This is a genomic window from Hydrogenophaga sp. (assembly GCF_051858985.1).
Lineage (GTDB): Bacteria > Pseudomonadota > Gammaproteobacteria > Burkholderiales > Burkholderiaceae_C > Hydrogenophaga.
Genome location: NZ_JBHYGM010000004.1, coordinates 249,760 through 269,040 on the forward strand (window position 1 = coordinate 249,760; position 19,281 = coordinate 269,040).

General features: G+C 68.6%; 19 protein-coding genes. 6 read left to right on the forward strand and 13 right to left on the reverse strand.

What is annotated here, in order from left to right; all coding sequences use genetic code 11:
* Nucleotides 1-25 precede the first annotated feature (25 nt).
* Nucleotides 26-826 carry a biotin--[acetyl-CoA-carboxylase] ligase gene (locus ACTIEY_RS18180; protein WP_439520556.1) on the forward strand — a complete coding sequence of 267 codons (801 nt, stop codon included), beginning with the start codon at nt 26-28 and terminating at the stop codon, nt 824-826.
* Entirely contained in the window at nt 820-1,587 is a 768-nt protein-coding gene (locus ACTIEY_RS18185; RefSeq protein ID WP_439520557.1) for an SPOR domain-containing protein, read from the forward strand. The genes ACTIEY_RS18180 and ACTIEY_RS18185 overlap by 7 nt, the downstream gene beginning before the upstream one ends.
* On the opposite strand, the gene ACTIEY_RS18190 is transcribed toward ACTIEY_RS18185, so the two are convergent.
* From ACTIEY_RS18190 to tkt, 5 genes are all read right to left on the reverse strand, one after another.
* Nucleotides 1,584-3,551, reverse strand: a complete 1,968-nt coding sequence (locus tag ACTIEY_RS18190; protein ID WP_439520558.1) for a S8 family serine peptidase — start codon at nt 3,549-3,551, stop codon at nt 1,584-1,586. The genes ACTIEY_RS18185 and ACTIEY_RS18190 overlap by 4 nt on opposite strands.
* A gap of 145 nt (nt 3,552-3,696) precedes the next feature.
* Nucleotides 3,697-4,602: an alpha/beta hydrolase family protein gene (locus ACTIEY_RS18195; protein ID WP_439520559.1), complete on the reverse strand. Its 906-nt coding sequence runs from the start codon at nt 4,600-4,602 to the stop codon at nt 3,697-3,699.
* Nucleotides 4,599-5,201 (reverse strand): TetR/AcrR family transcriptional regulator, encoded by a 603-nt coding sequence (locus ACTIEY_RS18200; protein ID WP_439520560.1) that lies wholly within the window; start codon nt 5,199-5,201, stop codon nt 4,599-4,601. Before ACTIEY_RS18200 ends, ACTIEY_RS18195 begins: the two co-directional genes overlap by 4 nt.
* A 92-nt stretch (nt 5,202-5,293) precedes the next feature.
* Nucleotides 5,294-6,292: a type I glyceraldehyde-3-phosphate dehydrogenase gene (gene gap, locus ACTIEY_RS18205; RefSeq protein ID WP_439520561.1), complete on the reverse strand. Its 999-nt coding sequence runs from the start codon at nt 6,290-6,292 to the stop codon at nt 5,294-5,296.
* Between the two features lie 36 nt (nt 6,293-6,328).
* Complete coding sequence (gene tkt, locus ACTIEY_RS18210) at nt 6,329-8,413, reverse strand: transketolase (RefSeq protein WP_439520562.1); 2,085 nt, start codon at nt 8,411-8,413, stop codon at nt 6,329-6,331.
* Nucleotides 8,414-8,556: 143 nt separating this feature from the next.
* Between tkt and ACTIEY_RS18215 the strand changes: the two genes are divergently transcribed.
* Nucleotides 8,557-9,300: a nucleotidyltransferase family protein gene (locus ACTIEY_RS18215; RefSeq protein WP_439520563.1), complete on the forward strand. Its 744-nt coding sequence runs from the start codon at nt 8,557-8,559 to the stop codon at nt 9,298-9,300.
* Nucleotides 9,301-9,335: 35 nt separating this feature from the next.
* The gene (locus tag ACTIEY_RS18220; RefSeq protein WP_439520564.1) at nt 9,336-10,733 is read left to right on the forward strand and encodes an aminopeptidase P N-terminal domain-containing protein; all 1,398 of its coding nucleotides are present in this window, start codon (nt 9,336-9,338) and stop codon (nt 10,731-10,733) included.
* Nucleotides 10,734-10,741: 8 nt separating this feature from the next.
* On the opposite strand, the gene ACTIEY_RS18225 is transcribed toward ACTIEY_RS18220, so the two are convergent.
* Genes ACTIEY_RS18225 through ACTIEY_RS18260 form a run of 8 tightly spaced genes read right to left on the reverse strand, consistent with a single transcriptional unit; the run spans nt 10,742 to nt 18,188 of the window.
* Nucleotides 10,742-11,131 carry a hypothetical protein gene (locus ACTIEY_RS18225; protein ID WP_439520565.1) on the reverse strand — a complete coding sequence of 130 codons (390 nt, stop codon included), beginning with the start codon at nt 11,129-11,131 and terminating at the stop codon, nt 10,742-10,744.
* A 17-nt stretch (nt 11,132-11,148) separates the two neighbouring features.
* Complete coding sequence (locus ACTIEY_RS18230) at nt 11,149-12,072, reverse strand: heme ABC transporter ATP-binding protein (RefSeq protein ID WP_439520566.1); 924 nt, start codon at nt 12,070-12,072, stop codon at nt 11,149-11,151.
* Nucleotides 12,069-13,148 carry a FecCD family ABC transporter permease gene (locus tag ACTIEY_RS18235; protein ID WP_439520567.1) on the reverse strand — a complete coding sequence of 360 codons (1,080 nt, stop codon included), beginning with the start codon at nt 13,146-13,148 and terminating at the stop codon, nt 12,069-12,071. Before ACTIEY_RS18235 ends, ACTIEY_RS18230 begins: the two co-directional genes overlap by 4 nt.
* The gene (locus ACTIEY_RS18240) at nt 13,145-13,633 is read right to left on the reverse strand and encodes a hypothetical protein (RefSeq protein WP_439520568.1); all 489 of its coding nucleotides are present in this window, start codon (nt 13,631-13,633) and stop codon (nt 13,145-13,147) included. Before ACTIEY_RS18240 ends, ACTIEY_RS18235 begins: the two co-directional genes overlap by 4 nt.
* Complete coding sequence (locus ACTIEY_RS18245) at nt 13,630-14,493, reverse strand: heme/hemin ABC transporter substrate-binding protein (protein ID WP_439520569.1); 864 nt, start codon at nt 14,491-14,493, stop codon at nt 13,630-13,632. Before ACTIEY_RS18245 ends, ACTIEY_RS18240 begins: the two co-directional genes overlap by 4 nt.
* Nucleotides 14,490-15,572 carry a hemin-degrading factor gene (locus ACTIEY_RS18250; RefSeq protein ID WP_439520570.1) on the reverse strand — a complete coding sequence of 361 codons (1,083 nt, stop codon included), beginning with the start codon at nt 15,570-15,572 and terminating at the stop codon, nt 14,490-14,492. The genes ACTIEY_RS18245 and ACTIEY_RS18250 overlap by 4 nt, the downstream gene beginning before the upstream one ends.
* Nucleotides 15,573-15,608: 36 nt before the next feature.
* The gene (locus tag ACTIEY_RS18255; RefSeq protein WP_439520571.1) at nt 15,609-15,932 is read right to left on the reverse strand and encodes a hypothetical protein; all 324 of its coding nucleotides are present in this window, start codon (nt 15,930-15,932) and stop codon (nt 15,609-15,611) included.
* Nucleotides 15,933-15,953: 21 nt separating this feature from the next.
* A complete protein-coding gene (locus tag ACTIEY_RS18260) occupies nt 15,954-18,188 on the reverse strand; it encodes a TonB-dependent hemoglobin/transferrin/lactoferrin family receptor (RefSeq protein WP_439520572.1) in 2,235 nt (744 codons plus the stop codon).
* Nucleotides 18,189-18,385: 197 nt separating this feature from the next.
* On the opposite strand from ACTIEY_RS18260, the gene bfr reads away from it, so the two are divergent.
* Together bfr and ACTIEY_RS18270 are read left to right on the forward strand one after the other, a co-directional pair.
* Entirely contained in the window at nt 18,386-18,862 is a 477-nt protein-coding gene (bfr, locus tag ACTIEY_RS18265; RefSeq protein ID WP_439520573.1) for a bacterioferritin, read from the forward strand.
* 116 nt (nt 18,863-18,978) lie between these two features.
* Nucleotides 18,979-19,203, forward strand: a complete 225-nt coding sequence (locus ACTIEY_RS18270; RefSeq protein ID WP_439520574.1) for a (2Fe-2S)-binding protein — start codon at nt 18,979-18,981, stop codon at nt 19,201-19,203.
* The last annotated feature ends 78 nt before the right edge of the window (nt 19,204-19,281 follow it).

The following is a 19,281-nucleotide window of genomic DNA, read 5'->3' on the forward strand; positions in this document are numbered from 1 at the left end:
GCCCGGCGGCGGTTCCTTTCGGCCCATGTCTGAGCTTCTCAAGCACGTGGAGGCCGTCTGGCAGAGCGTGGTCCCCACGCTGCCGGGCTTCACCGTGGAGGTGCTGCCCAGCATCGATTCCACCAACAGCGAACTCATGCGCCGCGCGCGCAACGGTCTTATGGAGCCGGTGTTGCTGGTGGCTGAAGAGCAGACCGCCGGGCGCGGGCGCCTGGGCAAGGGCTGGCACAGCCGCCGTGGCCAGTCGCTCACCTTTTCGCTCGCGTTGCCGATGGCACCGGCCAGCTGGTCGGGCTTGTCGCTCGCCGTGGGGGTGAGCCTGGCGAACAGCCTGCACGCGGACGTGCGGCTCAAGTGGCCCAACGACCTCTGGCTGCACGAGCGCAAGCTGGGCGGCATCCTGGTCGAGACGGCCAGCCAGGGCGAGGCGCCACCAGGCGCGCGCATGGTGGTCGTCGGCATCGGCCTGAACGTGGCACGACCGGACGCCGAAGCGGTGGCCGGTCTGGGCGGCACGCCTTCGGCCCTGCCCGCCATGGCGCCAGCCGGCCTGGCCGAAATCCTGGTGGGCGCCACATGCGGCGAAGTGCTGGCCCAGGTGGCGCCGGCGCTGGCCCGGGACCTGCAGGCCTTTGAAAACCAGGGGTTCGCGGCTTTCGCGCAGCGGTTTGCGCAGCGCGACGCCCTGCAGGGGCGCGGCGTTCAGCTCTCCGACGGCACGCGCGGCACGGCCTGTGGCGTGGACGACGACGGCGCGCTGCAGGTGCTGACCGAGCACGGCATGCGCCACGTCACCAGCTCGGAAGTGAGCGTGCGCCCATGCTGAAGTGGACGATCTGGATCCTGGTACTGGCCAACGCCGGCTACTTCGCCTGGACCCAGGGCTACCTGGACGGGCTGGGCATGGCGCCCCAGGATCAACGCGAGCCCCGGCGCCTGCAGGAGCAGGTGAAGCCGGAGCAGCTGCGCCTGCTCAACGGACCGCGTGCGCCGGCCGAGCCGCCCGCCTCCAGCCCGGCGGCGCAAGTGCCTGCAGAACCCGCGGCCGCTGTGCCCGCGCCCGTGGCCACGCTCCCGGCTCCGGTGGCGCCACCCGTGCCGGCGCCGCCCCCATTGGCCGAAGGCTCCGGCCCGCGCACCTGCTGGCAGGCCCCCGGCTTCACCGAAGCGCAGACGGAACTGTTGCGCGCCGAACTCGCCCTGCTGGGCTTGCCGCCGAGCCGCTGGCAGTTCAACGAGGTGCGCAGTGCGGGGCGCTGGATCCTCTACATGGGACGCTACGACAACGAAGCCCAGCTCGAACGCAAGAAGGCCGAGCTGCGCGGCATGGGCGTGAGCTTCCGCGAGGTCTCGGCCAATGGACTGGCACCTGGCCTCGCGCTGGGCACCTACGCCAGCGAGGCGGCGGCCCAGCAAGCCCTGCAGAAGGCCGAGCGCGACGGCGTGCGCACCGCCAAGGTGGCGCAGGAACGTGCAGAAGCGGTGAGCTACACCCTGCGCCTGCCCGCCATCACCGCCAGCCAGCGCGCGGCGGTGGACGGCCTGGGCGATGCGATGGCGGGCAAGACGCTGCGCGGCTGCAGTTAGGCGCTGCGCCGGCGCCGCCCGCTCACGGCCACGCCCACCACCCACGCCCAGAGGGCCAGGCCCCAGAACAGGCCGCTGGATCCGCCACCACCCGGCGGTGGAGGTGGCCGGGCGGCCACGACCTGCACGGTGTCGCTGCCGGTGCGACCGAGGTCATCGGCCACGGTGAGGCGGAAGGTGTAGGTGCCTTCGGCCACCAGCGTGGTGCCCGCCAGCGACGTGGAGTCCGCGGTCAGCGCCACCGGCGTGCCCTGGGTCTGCTGCCACTGGTAGGAAACAATGGTGGAACCCGAAATGGCCACGCTCTGGCGGCCATCGAGCGCGACAACGCTGCCGGGCTCCACCTGGGCCAGCGGCACGATCACGGCGGCCGGGCCGGCGGCCAGCTGCATGGAGCGCTCGGCATCCAGCAAACCGGCGCCGCAGGTGGCGGTGGTGCAGTTGCAGACCCCCGTGTGCGTGGCGCTGCAGGTGCTGTGGCTGGGGTCGAAGGTGTGCGACCGGGCGCCGGTCTTCATGCGGTCGATGAGCTGCGCGGGCGAAAGCGCCGGGTTGATGCCCAGCATGAGGCTGGCCACGCCGGCGGCCTGCGGGGCCGAGAAGCTGGTGCCTTGCTTGTAGCCGTAAGAGTGGCCTGGTGGGGGAACATTGAGGCAATCTCCATCCGCGGGGGAACCCGGGCTTGTCTTGCCACAGTTGTCGGTGGACACCAGAAGGTTGTTCGGACTGGATTCGGCGGAACCCCCAGGTGCCATCAGCGCCACCCCGGCGCCAAAGTTCGAGTACGCGGCCTTGGCGCCATCCTTGCGCGCGGCGCCCACCGCCATCACCCGCTGGCAATCGGCCGGGCGAAGGAGCGCGGAGTTTCCCTGGGGCAGGCCGTTGCCCGCCGCGACCACCACGAGCGCGCCTTTGCGCCCTGAATCATCACGAGTGACCTCATCGATGGTGTCTTGGTACGCCTGCGAACAGGGGGCGTCACCGCCGAAGCTGAGGTTGATCACCCTCGCCGGCGTCGGGTTCGCCGGTGCGCCCGCCACGGAGAGACCCGCGGCCCAGCGCAGCCCGTCGAGCAGGTCGGAGAGAAGAGCGCCGCATTTGCCCGACACCCGCACGGGGAGCACGCTGGCGGTCCAGTTCAGGCCCACCACGCCCGCGGCGTTGTTGGAAGCAGCGGCGATCTGGCCGGCGATGAAGGTGCCATGCCAGGCACTGGGCGAGGCATCGCAGCCCTGGAACACGCCCTGACCCGCCTCGCCGGCCGTCACCCAGTCGCCCGGGTCGCTCGCGTCAGCGTCGCGGCCATCGCCGTCGTTGGCGATGTCGATTTCGCTCACCATGTCGTAGCCCGGCAGCAGGCGTCCCGCCAGATCCGGGTGGTCGAAGCGCACGCCGCTGTCCACCACCGCCACCACGACCGAGCTGCCATGGCGGATGCTCCAGGCGGCCGGCAGGTTCAGGCCGGAAAAGTTGGTGATGTTGTCAGGCGGCTGCAGGTGCCACTGCAGTCCGAACAAAGGGTCGTCGGGCTCGCCGGGCGCGAGCTGCTGGCGCTTGACCAGCACGTTGGGCTCCACCCACGCCACTTCAGGATGCAGGCGAAGCCGGCGCAGTGCCCGCTCCAGCGCCTGGCCCTTGAGCGGGCGATCGAATCGCAGCAGGTGGGCGTTGCCCGCTTCACCCGCACCCGCGAGATCCACGCCGGCTTCCTTGGCCAGCCGCGCCACGCGCTCCCGGTCTCGGCGGGCGGAACGGTCCCAGGCCTTGCGCGCCCGCTCGCGATCGGACGCCCACGGCCCGCGTTCAGTGCGGTAGTTGGCGCGGTCTTCGCCTTCTTCCTTGAAACCGATGATCAGGCCGGCGGCCGGGGTGGCCTCTTGAACCGGAGCAGGTGTGGCCGACCAGGCGCTGGCGCTCAGAAGCGCCACGAAGCCCAACAGGCCTGTCGAGAAAAATCGTCTCATTGCGGTTGTCTTCAGCATGAGCCGATCGGCCGGCATGCGGTGGGGTAGGGGAGGTCTGCGGCAATTCTGACACGGCACCCCACAGCCGCATGTGCCTGTTACCACGCATTTGCCGCACTTTCATGGCCGGTGCAACGGCCTTATTTCAACGAACGTGCGGCACCGCACGCAGCCGCTGCGCATCGAACCAGTCCAGCGCCTCGTTCCAGAGCGGCAACGCCCTCGGCCGGAAGTAGCCCATGTGACCGATGGGGCCGATTCCGGCGCGGTGCGAATCGATGGTGACCGATCGAACCGAGGCGTTGCGGTAGCCGGCCATGAACGCATCGCGCGACGCGGGCGGCGCCCAGGCATCGTCCAGCGCATTGGCCGCGACGATCGGGAAACGCACGTCGTCGAAGCGATCGGTGGTGGCGCGCATGTGCGGGTCGTCGAAGAAGTAGCGTGGGAAACGGCACCAGTGCCGCCACTGGCGGTACACGTCCAGCGGCAGGTCTTCGCCCATTCCGAGCCGGCTCCAGGGCAGGTAGCCGGCCATGCGCGTCCACACCGGCCCGAGCACGCGCCACATGAAGAGCACCCGCAGGCGCTCGAGCGGGGGCATCCAGCCATGCCAGCCCGCACCCGTGGCGAAGGTCCAGGCGCCATCGACCCAGTCATGGCGCGGCAGCAGGCCCAGCGCGTGGCCGCCATAGGAGTGACCCACCAGGTACAACGGCACGCCGTCCTGGCGCATGGCCTGCACACCGGCGGCCAGGTCGAGGCGGCCCCAGTCGAGGTAGTCCATGCGAAAGCCTTTGAGCGAGGCCGGTGCGGAATCGCCAATGCCCCGGTAGTCCAGCGTGAGCACATCGAAGCCGCGCCGGGCAGCGTGCTCCGCGAAGCGCTTGTAGAAGGCCTGCGGCACGCCCGTGGCGCCGCCGACCACGATGTGTGCGCGGGCCGGCTCGGGGCTGCGGTAACGAACGGCCGCCAGAACGTAGCCATCGGCGGCGGTCAGCGGGATCCTTTCGATTTGCACGGCGGTGCGTGGGGTGATGCGGTCGTTCATGGCGCGGTGGTCCTGGCGTCGCGCCGCGCGGCGAGCAGGCCAAGCAGCGTCTGGGTGGCTTGCTGGATGGGCTCGGTGCTGTGCGCCACGCGCGCCTGGAGCAGGCCCCCTTCGTAAGCGGCCACGATCAGCGAAGCCACCCCTTGGGCGGATTCGCGCGTTTCGCCTGCCTGCTCCAGGGCGAGCGCGATGCGTTCACGCAGGGTCGCGAAGGCGCGCGCCAGCGCTTCGCGCAGGGCATGGTCGTCGGGCGTGCTTTCCAGGGCCACGGTGGCGAGTGGGCAGCCGGCATGAAATCCGCTGCCGCTCAGGCGCTGGGTGGCGCCCTGCATCCACTGGCGCGCCGCCTCGATCGGATCGGTGTGCTTCTGCAGCAGCCCATCGAGCCAGCCCAGCATGCGCGCGACCACGTCGTCGATCGCCGCCACCGCCAGCTCGGTCTTGCCGCCGGGAAAGTGGTGGTACAGAACGCCCTTGGGTGCGCCGGCCTGGGCCAGCAGTTCGGTCAGGCCGATGCCGTGAAGGCCGCGGCGGCGCAGGGCATCGGTCATGGCCGCGATCAGGCGTTCGCGGGTGCCGGAAGCGGGGGTGTCGGTCATGGGGGCGAATCTATAGACCGGTCGGTCTAGTGTCAAGTCCAGACACCAAAAAGGCGCCCGCAGGCGCCTTTTTCATCTGCGTCAGCGTGCGCTTACTTGGCGACCACGCGAACCATCTCCAAGCACTTGTTGGAGTAGCCCCACTCGTTGTCGTACCAGCTCACGACCTTGATGAAGGTCTTGTCCAGCGCAATGCCGGCGTCGGCGTCGAAGATCGAGGTGCGCGTGTCGCCGCGGAAATCGGTGGCCACCACCTTGTCGGTGGTGTAGCCCAGCACGCCTTTCAAGGCGCCTTCGCTCTGCGCCTTCATCTCGGCGCAGATCTCTTCGTACGTGGCGTCCTTGTTCAGTTCCACCGTCAGGTCGACCACGGACACATCGGAGGTCGGCACGCGAAAGCTCATGCCGGTGAGCTTCTTGTTGAGCTCGGGAATCACCACGCCCACAGCCTTGGCAGCGCCGGTGCTGCTGGGGATGATGTTCTCCAGAATGCCGCGTCCGCCGCGCCAGTCCTTGTTGGAAGGGCCGTCCACCGTCTTCTGCGTGGCCGTGGCGGCGTGCACGGTGGTCATCAGGCCGCGCTTGATGCCCCACTTGTCGTTCAGCACCTTGGCGATGGGCGCCAGGCAGTTGGTGGTGCACGAGGCGTTGGAGATGATGGCCTCGCCCTTGTAGGTCTTGTCGTTCACGCCGAAGACGAACATGGGAGTGTCGTCCTTGGAAGGCGCGGAGAGGATGACCTTCTTCGCGCCGGCATCCAGGTGCTTCTGCGCCGTGACTTTGTCGAGGAACAGGCCGGTGGATTCGATGACCACCTCGGCACCGACGTCGGCCCACTTCAGGTTGGCGGGGTCGCGTTCCTGGGTCAGGCGGATCTTCTTGCCATTGACGATCAGGGTGTTGCCTTCGACCGAGACGCTGCCTTTGAAGCGACCGTGCACGCTGTCGTACTGCAGCATGTAGGCCAGGTAGTCGGGCTCCAGCAGGTCGTTGATGGCGACGACTTCGATGTCGCTGAAGTTCTGCAGGGCACTGCGCAGCACGTTGCGGCCGATTCGGCCAAAGCCGTTGATGCCGATCTTGATCGTCATGAATACTCCTCAGTTAACAAAAAAATCCGTTAGAGATCAGCGCTTCGTGAGCACGGCACGCACCGTGTCCGCCACGTTTTCCGGCGTGAAGCCAAAGTGCTTGAACAACACCGGTGCCGGTGCCGATTCGCCATACGTATCCAGACCGACGACGGCGGACACGCCGTACTTCCACCAGCCGTCGGTGGAACCCATCTCCACCGCAATGCGCGGCAGGCCGGCGGGCAGCACGGCGGCCTTGTAGGCGGCGTCCTGGCGGTCGAAGGTGGTGGTGCTGGGCATGGAAACCACGCGCACAGCGATTGTGTGTTCCCGCGCCAGCAGTTCCTGCGCCTTGAGCGCCAGTTGCACTTCCGAACCCGTGGCAACGATCACGGCCTGGGCCTTTTTCTTCAGACCCACCTCGGCCGGTTCGGCCAGTACGTAAGCACCCTTGCTGATGTCACCCAGGTCGCTCTTGGGCGCGTAGGGCAGGTTCTGGCGGCTCAGCAGCAACGCCGTGGGGCGTGTGGTGTTCTGCAGGGCCACCGCCCAGGCCACCGCCGTCTCGGCGGTATCGGCCGGGCGCCAGACGTCCAGGTTGGGGATGAGACGCAGGCTGGCCGCGTGTTCGACGGACTGGTGCGTGGGGCCGTCTTCACCCAGGCCGATGGAGTCGTGCGTGAACACATGGATCACGCGCTGCTTCATCAGCGCAGCCATGCGGATGGCGTTGCGGCTGTAGTCACTGAACGTGAGGAATGTGCCGCCATACGGAATGAAGCCGCCATGCAGCGCCACGCCGTTCATGATCGCAGCCATGCCGAATTCGCGCACGCCGTAGTTGATGTGGCGGCCACCCTGACCCTGCTCGTTCTTCACCACCTCGCCCGCGAGATTGAAGCGCAGTGCGGGCGTGGCTTTGGTGTTGGTGAGGTTCGAGCCGGTGAGGTCCGCCGAGCCGCCCAGCAGCTCGGGCAGTGCGGCGGTGAAGCTCTCCAGCGCAAGCTGGCTGGCCTTGCGGCTGGCCACGGTCTCGGCCTTGGCGTGAGCGGCCACCGCCGCGTCCACCGCCACCTGGGCAAAGTTCTTCGGCAGCTCGCCCTTCATGCGGCGGGTGAACTCTCGGGCGAGTTCGGGGAAGGCCGCCTTGTACGCCGCAAACCCGGCGTTCCAATCGGCTTCCATGGCCTTGCCAGCGGCCTTGGCGTCCCACGCGGCATACACCTCCTGCGGCACCTCGAACGCCTTGTGCATCCAGCCCAGCGCTTCGCGCGTCAGCTGGATTTCTTCGCTGCCCAACGGCTCGCCGTGCGCCTTGGCGGTGTTGGCGCGGTTGGGACTGCCCTTGCCGATCGCGGTCTTGCACAGGATCAGCGTGGGCGCATCGGCCTTGTTCTTTGCATCGGCGATCGCGCGGTCCACCGCGTCGGTGTCGTGACCGTCGATCGGCCCGATCACGTTCCAGCCGTAGGCCGCGAAACGCAGCGCGGTGTTGTCGATGAACCAGGGCGTGACCTGGCCGTCGATGGAAATGCCGTTGTCGTCGTACAGCGCCACGAGCTTGTTGAGCTTCCAGGCGCCGGCCAGCGCGCAGGCCTCGTGGCTGATGCCTTCCATCAGGCAGCCGTCGCCCAGGAAGACATAGGTGTGGTGGTCGACCACGGTGTGGCCGGGGCGGTTGAACTCGGCCGCCAGCAGCTTCTCGGCCAGCGCCATGCCCACGGCGTTGGTGACGCCCTGGCCCAGCGGGCCGGTGGTGGTTTCCACGCCGGGCGTGATGCCCACCTCGGGGTGCCCGGCGGTCTTGCTGTGCAACTGGCGAAAGTTCTTCAGCTCATCGATGGGCAGCGCGTAGCCGCTCAGGTGCAGCAACGCATAGATCAGCATGGAGCCGTGGCCGTTGGAGAGCACGAAGCGGTCGCGGTTGGGCCACTGCGGGTTGGTGGGGTTGTGGCGCAGGTGCCGGCCCCACAGCGCCACCGCCATGTCGGCCATGCCCATGGGCGCGCCGGGGTGGCCCGAATTGGCTTGCTGAACCGCGTCCATGGCCAGGGCGCGGATGGCATTGGCCTGGGTCTGGGGCGTCACGGCCGAGGCGGCGGAAGCGGAGCGGAGGGGGGTGCTGGCGGCGTCGGACATGAGGTGGGGGGTGTGGAATAGGGTGGGATCGCGTGGCAGCGCGAAACCCGTGATTTTATCGGCCTGCCCGCCAGGCACCGCGGGCCGGGCCGGGCGCTGGGTGCGACCGCGCACATAATTCCACCAGCGCACCCCACAGCCCCATGCCCCGACTCGCTGCCGACCCGTCCTCCGCCGCCCCGATCGCGGCCATGATCCTTGCCGCCGGACGCGGCATGCGCATGCGCCCGCTCACGGACGCCCATCCCAAACCCCTGCTCAGGGTGCAGGACAAGCCGCTGCTGCAGTGGCCCATGGAAGCCCTGCGCGCGGGCGGCTTTCACCGCGTGGTGGTCAACACCGCTTGGCTGGGTGAACAGATCGACGATTTTTGCGCCCGCTGGCAAGCCGGGCACCCCGGCGCGGAGGTGACGGTCTCGCGAGAGGGACAGGACTTCGGCTATGCGCTGGAAACCGCCGGCGGCATCGCGCGGGCGCTGCCCTTGCTGGGCGACGTGTTCTGGGTGCTGGCCGGCGACGTCTTTGTGCCCGGGTTCGACTTCACGTCGGCCAGCGTGGCCCGGTTTGCCGACAGCGGGCGGCTCGCGCACCTCTGGCTGGTGCCCAACCCACCGCACAACCCGCGCGGCGACTTCGGCCTGAGTGCCGACGGACTGGCGCTCAATCAGGCCGAAACCCGGTTCACCTACAGCACGATCGGCCTGTACCGGCGTGAACTGTTCGAGCTGCCGTGGTGCGAGATCCTGCCCGGGAACCCCCAGGGCACGGCGGCGCCGCTGGCCCCCCTGCTGCGCCAGGCCATGGACGCTGGCCGTGTCAGCGCCGAGCTCTACACCGGGCCCTGGGTGGACGTGGGAACCCCCGAACGCCTGAAGGAACTGGGCTGACCCCCGCGCGGGGGAAAAGCTCCACAATGTTGCCCATGGACGCCACCACCCACACCCAGCTCTACGCCGAACGCCGCGCCCGCGTGGCCGCCCAACTGGGCACCGGCGGCATCGCCATCGTGCCCACCGCGCCCGAACGCCAGCGCAACCGGGACAGCGACTTCCTCTACCGGCACGACAGCTATTTCTATTACCTGACCGGCTTCACCGAGCCCAACGCCTGGCTGGTGATCACCGCCGAAGGCAGCACCACGCTGTTCTGCCAGCCCAAGGATCTGGAGCGGGAAATCTGGGACGGCATCCGCCTGGGGCCGGCAGCGGCGCCCGAGCACCTGGGCGTGAGCGAGGCGCATTCGGTGGCCGAGCTCGACCAGCGCCTGCCCAGGCTGCTGGAGAACCGCCACACCGTGTGGTACCCCTTCGCCACGCACGAAGGTCTGGAGAGCCGCATCAACGGCTGGCTGCAGCCAGTGCGCGCGCGGGTGCGCTACGGCGCGCTGTGCCCGGAGTCGCAGCGCGACCTGTGCGGCCTGCTCGATGAGATGCGCCTGGTGAAGGACGCGTTTGAGCAGGCCACCATGCGCCGCGCCGCGCAGATCAGCGCCCAGGCCCACATCCGCGCCATGCAGCGAAGCGGGGCCATGCTGCGCGCCGGCCAGGATGTGCGCGAATACCACCTGGACGCCGAGCTCCTGCACACCTTCCGCGAACATGGTTCGCAATACCCCGCTTACGGCAGCATCGTGGCCGCCGGCGCCAACGCCTGCGTGCTGCACTACCGCGCCGACACCGCGCCCATCCGTAGCGGCGAACTGGTGCTGATCGACGCGGGCTGCGAGCTCGATGGCTATGCCAGCGACATCACGCGCACGTTCCCGGCCAACGGCAAGTTCACCGGGCCGCAGCGCACGCTGTACGACCTCGTGCTCGCCAGCCAGGACGCGGCCGTGGCCGCCACGAAGGCGGGAGCGCGTTTTGTCGATCCGCACGAGGCCACCGTGGGCGTGCTTGCGCAGGGCATGCTCGATGTGGGTCTGCTGGACGCGAACAAGGTGGGCAGCGCGCAGGACGTGATCGCCAACCGCGCGTATTTCCCGTTCTACATGCACCGCACCGGCCACTGGCTGGGCATGGACGTGCACGATTGCGGCAGCTACGTGGAGCCGGCCGAAGTCGGCACGGTGAGCGAGCGCAAGGACCCGCTGAGCGGCGAAACCATCAAGGACCGGCCCAGCCGGGTGCTCAAGCCGGGCATGGTGCTCACCATCGAGCCTGGCATCTACGTGCGGCCGGGCGAGGGCGTGCCCGAAGCGTTCTGGAACATCGGCATCCGCATCGAAGACGACGCCATCGTCACGGCCACGGGCTGCGAACTGATATCGCGCGATGTGCCCGTGAAGGCCGACGAGATCGAAGCGCTCATGCGCGGCTGAGCAAACGCTCAACGCGGTTCTTCAGCGTGCCCGCGAACCTGGTTGCAGGGGCTGCCCGTGCGGCGGCACTGCCCATCCGCTTCAAGCCATGGATGCGCATGGCCCACGCAACCGGTCTGGCAGATCACGCCGTTGGCCTCGGCCAACGAAGCCACGGCCATTGCTGGCCTTGAGCGTCGCTGCAGCAAGGGCCGGGTCCATGGCACGGCGTTGAGTCCCCAGAGCACGCCGGTTCGCGCCAGCACCAGCTGCGACCGAAGCCGCAGGACTTCAGCCTCCAGCATCTGCAGCTGCGCCGCGCTGGCCCGCATCTGCGCATCCACGCGGTGCTGCAGACCCGCGAGCCGGCGCGCCAGCACACCGTGCTCGGCGTCGACTTCGGTCGCGGTGGACAGCATGAACGCGCGCTGCGCCATCAAGGCGTGTCCCCGGCGGCCATCAAGAGCTGCGCCACGCCATCGCCGGCGCGCACCGCGCTGGCCTGCACCTGCCACACACGCTGCACCATGCGTGGTGTGAGCACGTTCGCCGGCGCGCCGCTGGCCTGCAGCACGCCGCCATCCAGCACCCAGGCGCGGTCGGCGTAGCGCAGCGCCAGGTTGAGGTCGTGCAGCACCGCGACGACGCCAACGCCCTGTTCGCGCGCCCAGCCACGCACCGTGCGCAGGGTGTCGTGCTGGTGTCGCAGATCAAGCGCTGCGGTGGGTTCGTCCAGCAACAGCCAGCGCGGCGCGCCATCCGCCCGGGGTTCCCAGATCTGCGCCATCACGCGCGCCAATTGCACCCGCGCGCGTTCGCCGCCGCTGAGGCTGCCCACCGACCGCTGCGCCAGGGTGGCCACGCCGGTGGCGGCCATCGCCGTCTGCACGATGTCTTTCTCGTGCCCAGAGGGGGCGTGGATGTGCGGGTAGCGGCCCAGCTCCACCACCTCCTGCACGCGAAAGTCGAAGGCCACGGCGGTTTCCTGCGGCAACACCGCGCGATGGCGCGCCAGCGATCCCGCGCCTGCGGGTGTGACGGCCTGACCGTTGAGCGAGACGCTTCCCTGGTCCGGGGCGCGCAGACCCGCCAGCACGGCCAGCAGCGTCGACTTGCCGGCGCCGTTCGGCCCCAGGATGACGCCCACCTCGCCGGGTGCGAGTTGCAGGTCCACACCATCCAGCAGGGTGCTGCTGCCAGCGCGCACGACCACGCCGCGCGCGTGAAGGCCGATGCCTTCGGGCAGGCCGGTGTCGGCGGCAGGCTGATCGTCGTCGTCGTCCAGCCAGAGCGGTCGCTCGCCAGCGGGCAGGTCGCCGCAGGCGCTGCGCCAGTCGGCATCGAGCAGGCGGGCGTTCAAAGCCGCCTCCCGGGCGCACCGCGCAGCAACGCCAGGAAAAACGGCACGCCCACCAGCGCCGTGAGCACGCCCAGCGGCAATTCGGCCGGTTGAAGGAGGGTGCGGGCCACCGCATCGGCCAACAGCACGAGCACCGCGCCCAGCAGTGCCGAGCCCGGCAGCACCCAGCGGTGGTCGGGCCCGGCCAGCAGGCGCACCATGTGCGGCGCCACGAGACCGACGAAGCCGATGATGCCGGTGGTGGCAGTGACGGCGCCCACCGCCAGCGCGGTGACCACGATGGCCAGTTGCTTGACGCGCTCGACCGGCACGCCGAGCAGCACAGCCTGCGCTTCGCCCAGCGCCAGCGCGTTGAGCGAACGGGCCAGGCGCAGACCGAGCAGGCCAGCGCACACGGTGATGGCGCCCACCAGCGCCACGGCACTCCAGCGGGCACCACCGAGGCTGCCCAGGAGCCAGAACTGCAGGTTGCGCAACTGCTCGTCGGTGGCCAGGAAATTGAGCAGGCCCAGGCCTGCACCGGCCAGCGCATTGACGGCGATGCCGGCCAGCAGCATCAACCCCACACGCGTCCCGCCCTCGCCGCGCGAGAGGAGGTAGATGAGCACGGTCACCGAGAGGCCGCCGCCAAACGCCATGAGCACCAGCGTCCAGCTGCCCATGGCACGTGGCAGATCGGGAAACCACACGTTGCCCAGCACGATGGTGACGCCGGCAGCGAGCGCTGCGCCGCCGCTCACGCCGATCAGGCCGGGATCGGCCAGGGGATTGCGGAACAGGCCCTGCATGATGGCGCCGGCCAGGCCCAGCCCGGCACCCGCGACCAGGCCCAGCACCAGGCGTGGCAGGCGGATGTTGAAGAAGACGAGTTCGGCGCCACTCTGCGCAGCGCCGTTGCCCATGCCCATGAGGACACCCGGCAGGGCGCCCAGCGGCAGGCTGTAGGCGCCCTGGCCACTCGCCCACAGCAGCGTGACGACCAGGAGGACCAGCAGGCCCAGCAACCACGCGGGACCGGAGAGGCGGCGCGCCCCGGGCGGGCCGGACGACAGGGCCACGGTGGCGGACGTGGTCATGGCGGCGTGCGCTGCGCGCTGGAAAGCGAATGCCAGGCCGGATCGGGGCCGCAGGCTGCGCGATCGATCAGGTGAATCACGTTGCCATCGACATCCTGCACACACGCTTCCCAGGCGCCCCAGGGCTGCCATTGGGGGGTGGCGGCATCGAGCCGGTGCCCGTACAACGCCGTGCGCCCGGCCAAAGACGTGCGACCCGGCGCGAGCAGTGCGCGTCGCAGGCGCTCGTGCAGGCGATGAATCCCCAGGATCTCCACTCGGTGGTGGCCTGGTTCGAAAGGCTTGTGCTGCGCAGAGACGCGCTCCCAGCGCCCCGGCGCGGCGCCACACGCCCAGAGCTGCACACACAACGGGCCGTGCACCAGGCGCGCGTAGACGCCGGGCACCTGCTGCAGGCACTCAAATCCCAGCACCTGGGTGTAGTCGGCCACGGCGCGCGCCAGGCATGGCGTGCGCACATTGACGAAGGGCATCGGAGCGCTCATGCCGTGCGCCAGCTTTCGTGCAGCCGCTCCACCACATCGGGCAGCCGAGGGCCGAAGCCGATGAGCTCCAGCGCATCCACGTGCACCAGCGCCCCCGGGGAAGCGCGGCGCCGATAGGCCGGCGTGAGCGCGAGTTCAGGCCGTTGCCAGAACTTGGCTTCACCACCCAGCGCCTCGATGCCCTGGGTGGTGGTGAGGATCACGTCGGGCGCGGCGGCGGCCATGGCCTCGCCCGTCATGGGCCGATAGCCCTTGAAGCCGCCCAGGGCATTGCGCGCACCCGCGAAACGGATCATGGCGTCGGCTCCCGTCTGCTCGCCCGCCACGGTGGGGCTGCCGCTGTGCGAGAGCACGAACAACACCCGCGGGCCTGGCCCTTTCGCGGCGCGCACGCGCTCTGCCACAGACTGCCAGCGCGCGTCCAGCCGCGCCTGCAGATCGCGCGCGGCGGCTTCGCGCCCGGAAGCGCGGCCCACCGCCGACACCTTGCGCCCGACTTCGGCCCAACTGTGGTCGGAAACCACCAGCTCCACGCGCACGCCGGCGCTGCGCAGCTGGTCGATCACCACCGGTGGCCCAGCGTCGCTGCCGGCAATGACGGCGTCGGGCCGCAGGGACAGCAGGCCTTCGGCCGAGAGCTGGCGCATGTAGCCTACCTTGGGCGTGGACAAGGCAGCCACCGGGTACAGGCTGGTGGTGTCCGTGCCCACCAGCTGGTCCTGCGCACCCAGCGCATACACGACTTCCGTGATGCCGCCGCCCACGGTGATCAGCCGCGGCAGCGGCGCTTGCGCGCGGCCGGGTCCCGACGTGAGCAGCGCTGCGGCGCCCCCCAGGCAGATGCTTCGCCGCGGGATCATGCCAACTCCGTGGCTTGCGACGACGCCTGCAGGTGGGCCACGATGTGGCGCCAGGCCGCCAGTTCGGCCTGGCCCGGCTTGCGTGCACCGAAGAACATCGCCATGAGCTCGCCGCGCGCGTCGAAGGCTTCGACCGACGTGACCACGCCATCGCTGGTGGGTTTCTCCACGACCCACACGCTGTGGATCAGGTCTTCGCGCAGGTGCAGGTTGAAGCCCGGATCGAGCACGTTGAGCCAGGTATTGCCCTGCACTTCCATGGGCTCGACCCGCCTGACCGCCCCGGTGTGGATCTGGATGCAGCCTGGGCTGCCCACGAACACCATGATGGGCGTGCCGTCGAACGCCGCTTCCACCAGCAGTTCCCGCACGGCAGCTTTCTCGACGCGGTGGGTGTAGCGGCCTTCCACCAGCCGGAACCCTTGCTGGCGCTCCAGCCCGAACTGCCGCAGCAGGGGGAAGAACTGATGGGTGTCGGTCATGGCGCCCCAGGCCGACAGGAAGGCTGCGGTGTCCACTGCTGGCGCGGGCACGGGGTTTTTCGCTGCAGCGGGGGGCTGGAATTCGACCGCCCGATCGGCCTCGGCGAAGCGGGCGATCACCTGCTGCCACGCCGCCACATCGGTCTGCTCGCGCACGAAGATCTTGTGGACGGCCGTGCCATGTCGGTCGTAGAACTGCAGGCTGGGTTGCACGGGTCCGCTGTGCGACTTCGGCCGCTCGGTCACGGCCAGGCCCGCGTGCCACTGGTTGAAGAAAAGCCGCAGGTCGATGGCTTCACCGAGTGCGAGACCCACATGGCCGCTGGCCGAGAGCTTCTGGTAGACCCCCGTCTTCTCGTGCACCACGCTGTCGTTGCGCGTGAGCGCCATGAGCGGACCGCAGACCTCAAGGGATTGCAGGAGTTCCAGCCAGTCGGGCCGCAAGGGCATGGCGCTCAGCGGGCCTTGGGAGGCGTTCACGTGGGCGGCCATGGCCGCGCCTTCGCTCACGCCGATGGCTTCGGCGGCCTCGCGCGCGCGCAGCCCGCTCTCACGCCGGACCTGGAAAGCGGTGCGGATGTCTTCTGGGGTGTTCATGGTGATGTCCTCGCGAGGGGAAACAGAAAAGAAAGGTCACTGCACGCTGGCGGGCACGGCATGCCACAGCGCCGTGGGCCGGCCCGCCACCTCGGCACCGTTCGCGCTGTGCTCCAGCTCGACCTGCCAGCGCGTGCGAAGGTTGGCGAGCATGGTCTGCATGGGCACGGAGAGCTGGGGATGGCCCGAAAGGCAGAACAGGTTGGAGACCAGCTTGTCGGCCATGAGCGCACGATGCGGACAATCGCGCGCGCTCTGGGCATAGCCGGTCATGAGGGCCAGGGTGCCCGCCAGCAGGGCTTCGACGCTCGGCAGGTGGTATTCCTCGTCCATGTGGTCGGGCGGTGTCTGGTCCTGCATGCGGGTCTCCTTGGGAAAGGGCTAGAACGTGGTGACGAGCGCCACCGACAAGGCGCGGCCCGGCGCGCTGTACGCGTCCAGCACCGGCGAATTTGCGGCGATGCCGCGGACATTGGTCCACTCCCAGTACTTGCGATCGGTGAGGTTGTGAATCGCAGCGCTCAGGCGCGTGGATCGCGTCATCTGCCAGCTCGCGCGCAGGTCCAGCGTGGTGTAGGCCGGCGTGGCGAACTGGTTGGCAGCGGCCGTGGTGTCGATGTCCTCGGCAGACTTCCTGAGGCTGTGGATGAGCGAAGCCCCGAATGACCAGTCGCCCACGCGCTGGTCCACGCCCAGCACCAGCCTGGCGGGGTTCACCGAGTTCAAGGGAAGGCCCGTGCTCGTGTCGGTGCCCCGGGTCTGCCCATAGGCGGCGCGTACCGAGGTGCTGGCGCTCAGGCGGGCCGAGCCTTTCAGTTCGAAGCCACGCAGCGTCACCGACTGCCGGTTGACCGACTGGAACTGCAGCCTGGGCGTGGTCTGGACCGTGACGAGGTCTTCGATGAAGTCTTTGTAGCGACCGGTGAAAGCCACCGCCTCCCAGTCGAACCCTTGGGACTTGCCTCGCGCGCCGAGTTCGAGCGAGCGGCTCTTCTCGGGACGCAGGTTGGGATTGGGAATCGTCTCGTAGTTGCCCAGCGGATTCTGGAAGTAGTTGTTGAGCTGCAGCGGGCTGGGCGACTTGAAGCCGGCCGCCAGCGTGCCGAACAGGTTCCAGCGTTCGCCGCCACCGCGCCAGATCACGCCCATCTTCGGCGTGAGCGCGCTGTTGGACAGGCTGGCCGGCTGCAGCGGGTACAGGGGACTCGACTGGGCGTCGAGCGCCACGTGGTCGTAGCGCAGCGCCGGGATCAGGCTCCATCGATCGCTGGCGAATTCGCTCTGCACGAACAGCGCCGATGTCGTCTCCACCGTCTTGGGGAATCGCTGGAGCGGATAGGTTTCGTAGGCGGGACCGTTCACGCCGGTGACCAGGTTGTCCATGTCGGCGCGCGACACGTCCACGCCGTACACCAGTTTTTGCGACCAGGTGCTGCTGAGCGTTCGAAGTTTTTCAGCCTGCAGCACCGCCTGCAAGGTGCGCTCGCTGTAGGTCACGTCGCGCACCCGGTTCTGTGTGGCCGCGGGTTGCAAGGGGCGGAACTCGCGCGCCACCTCCTGCGAATCGGAGGACTGCAGTCCGACCATGGTGCGCACTTCGTCGGCCCAGGCCGAGGTCACGGGGAAGCGGGCATCCCAGCTCACCCGGCTGCGCACCATGTCCGCCGTTCCATCCAGGTCGCCCACATGCGTGGCGGCGGTGACCACGGGCGTGCGACCGGTGTAGGCCTCCACGTCGCTGCGCTTGTCGACGTGCTCGGCGGTGAACACATGGCGTTGTCCGCCACCAGGCGTGAACACCAGCTTGCCCAGCAGGGCCAGGTTTCGGTCCTTCTGCGGATTCGGTGCCGTGCGATTGCTGTTGAGCGAATAGTCGGTGCCCTGGTTGTCCAGCGCCTCGCTGCGGCCCACCTGCACGCTGCCCAACCATTGGAGGGTGTCGCTCGGCGCGCCCGCCAGCGTGAGGCCGAGCCGGCGGGTCTCGTCCTGCCCGTCGTGGCTGAGTCCCACGCGCCCGCCGAATGTCTGGCCCGGCTTGAGCAGGCTTCGGGGCTCGGCGGTGAACATCGCCACCATGCCGGCGAGGCCGTCGGAGCCGTACAGCGCCGAATTGGCGCCCCGCAGGATTTCCACGCGCGAGATCAGGCCGAGGTCGTAGTAGTCGCGTCCGAAGGCGGCCGGGCCGAACACACCGCTGTTGAGTTCGCGCGGCACACGGATGCCGTCGATGGTCAGCAGCACGCGGTTGCCTTCCAGGCCCCGGATGTTGAACCCGGCGTTGCCGTCCCGGCCGACATTGCCGCTCACGCCACCGAAACGCACGGGCGCGCGCTTCACGCTCACGTTCGGCAATTCCTGCACGAGGTCGCGGATGTTCTGCACCCTCGCCGGATCGAGGTCTTCCTCGGTCAGCACATCGATGGCCGCAGGCACATCGTCGAGCGCGCGTTCGCTGCGGGCCCCACTGATCACGACCTCGCGCAAGGTGCCGGAATTCGACTGTGCCCAGGCGGGCGCGGCGAGGGCGGCCGCACAGGCCAGGAACAGCGGGCTGAGTCGCTGACGGGAAACGATGGGAAAAGCAAGGGAACAGGAAGATGAAAGCAGGAGGTTCACGACAGCACCAGGGTCCAGGGTTGGAGGGCAAGGCTGGCGTCGCGACCCCGGGCTTGGTACCCGGACGTTGGCTGGCGAACCGAGAGTATATGCGAACGATTCGCATTTGCAAGTCGAATCGATTCTCAAGACTGAAACCAGCGGCCGCAACGCGCACAATGCGACCCTGTTTCCAAAAAAAATCGAAAGGATTGCCCATGAAAGGCGACGCGAAGGCCATCGGCCATCTGCAGGCCCAGCTCAAGAACGAGCTGACCGCCATCAACCAGTATTTCGTCCACTACCGGATGCTCAAGCACTGGGGGCTGGACAAGCTGGCCGCCAAGGAATACGCCGAGTCCATCGGCGAGATGAAGCACGCCGACAAGCTGATGGACCGCATCTTCACGCTCGACGGCCTGCCCAACCTGCAGGACCTGGGCAAGCTCAACATCGGCGAGAACGTGCCGGAGATCCTGAGAAGCGACCTGGCACTGGAACAAGGCGCGCAGACCACCATCAAGGACGGCATCGCCCACTGCGAGACCGTGCGCGACTACGTCTCGCGCGACCTGTTGCAGGACATCCTGGACGACACCGAGGAGCACATCGACTTCCTCGAGACCCAGATCGAGCTGATCGACAAGGTGGGCCTGCCGAACTACCTGCAAAGCCAGATGGGCTCGGTCAGCTGACCCGCTCCCACCGTCTGTCCACGCAAACCCCGCCACCGAGCGGGGTTTCTTACGCCTATTGAATACGATCAATTATCATTTGCAGGCTTTCATCCTCCCGCCCACCTGCTGCCACCATGATCGTTTGCGTTTGCCATCGCGTCAGTGACCAGACCATCGCACGTTGTGCAAGGTCGGGCATGGCATTCGACGACATCCAGCTCGAGCTTGGCGTGGCCACGCAGTGCGGGCAATGCGAATCCGGCGCACGCTCGCTGTGGTCGGAGTGCACGCCCCACCAGGCTGTGGCGCACATCAAGCTGCACCCCGCAGAACTTCCCGCTCAGGCTGCAACGGCCTGAGGCGCGGGCGCATACTGCGCCTTGCCCTTTGCGTGCCCGCCGGGCACATTCCCTCCTGAATCGTCAAAGGCGTTGCAT

Bases quoted from the DNA above. Each gene is read 5' to 3' on its own strand.
- bfr (WP_439520573.1), top strand. From the start codon at position 18,386: ATGAAAGGCGACGCGAAGGCCATCGGCCATCTGCAGGCCCAGCTCAAG.
- ACTIEY_RS18235 (WP_439520567.1), bottom strand. From the start codon at position 13,148: ATGACCACGTCCGCCACCGTGGCCCTGTCGTCCGGCCCGCCCGGGGCG.
- ACTIEY_RS18220 (WP_439520564.1), top strand. From the start codon at position 9,336: ATGGACGCCACCACCCACACCCAGCTCTACGCCGAACGCCGCGCCCGC.
- ACTIEY_RS18190 (WP_439520558.1), bottom strand. From the start codon at position 3,551: ATGAGACGATTTTTCTCGACAGGCCTGTTGGGCTTCGTGGCGCTTCTG.
- gap (WP_439520561.1), bottom strand. From the start codon at position 6,292: ATGACGATCAAGATCGGCATCAACGGCTTTGGCCGAATCGGCCGCAAC.
- tkt (WP_439520562.1), bottom strand. From the start codon at position 8,413: ATGTCCGACGCCGCCAGCACCCCCCTCCGCTCCGCTTCCGCCGCCTCG.
- ACTIEY_RS18245 (WP_439520569.1), bottom strand. From the start codon at position 14,493: ATGATCCCGCGGCGAAGCATCTGCCTGGGGGGCGCCGCAGCGCTGCTC.
- ACTIEY_RS18200 (WP_439520560.1), bottom strand. From the start codon at position 5,201: ATGACCGACACCCCCGCTTCCGGCACCCGCGAACGCCTGATCGCGGCC.
- ACTIEY_RS18270 (WP_439520574.1), top strand. From the start codon at position 18,979: ATGATCGTTTGCGTTTGCCATCGCGTCAGTGACCAGACCATCGCACGT.
- ACTIEY_RS18240 (WP_439520568.1), bottom strand. From the start codon at position 13,633: ATGAGCGCTCCGATGCCCTTCGTCAATGTGCGCACGCCATGCCTGGCG.
- ACTIEY_RS18225 (WP_439520565.1), bottom strand. From the start codon at position 11,131: ATGCTGTCCACCGCGACCGAAGTCGACGCCGAGCACGGTGTGCTGGCG.
- ACTIEY_RS18195 (WP_439520559.1), bottom strand. From the start codon at position 4,602: ATGAACGACCGCATCACCCCACGCACCGCCGTGCAAATCGAAAGGATC.
- ACTIEY_RS18255 (WP_439520571.1), bottom strand. From the start codon at position 15,932: ATGCAGGACCAGACACCGCCCGACCACATGGACGAGGAATACCACCTG.
- ACTIEY_RS18185 (WP_439520557.1), top strand. From the start codon at position 820: ATGCTGAAGTGGACGATCTGGATCCTGGTACTGGCCAACGCCGGCTAC.
- ACTIEY_RS18250 (WP_439520570.1), bottom strand. From the start codon at position 15,572: ATGAACACCCCAGAAGACATCCGCACCGCTTTCCAGGTCCGGCGTGAG.
- ACTIEY_RS18215 (WP_439520563.1), top strand. From the start codon at position 8,557: ATGCCCCGACTCGCTGCCGACCCGTCCTCCGCCGCCCCGATCGCGGCC.
- ACTIEY_RS18180 (WP_439520556.1), top strand. From the start codon at position 26: ATGTCTGAGCTTCTCAAGCACGTGGAGGCCGTCTGGCAGAGCGTGGTC.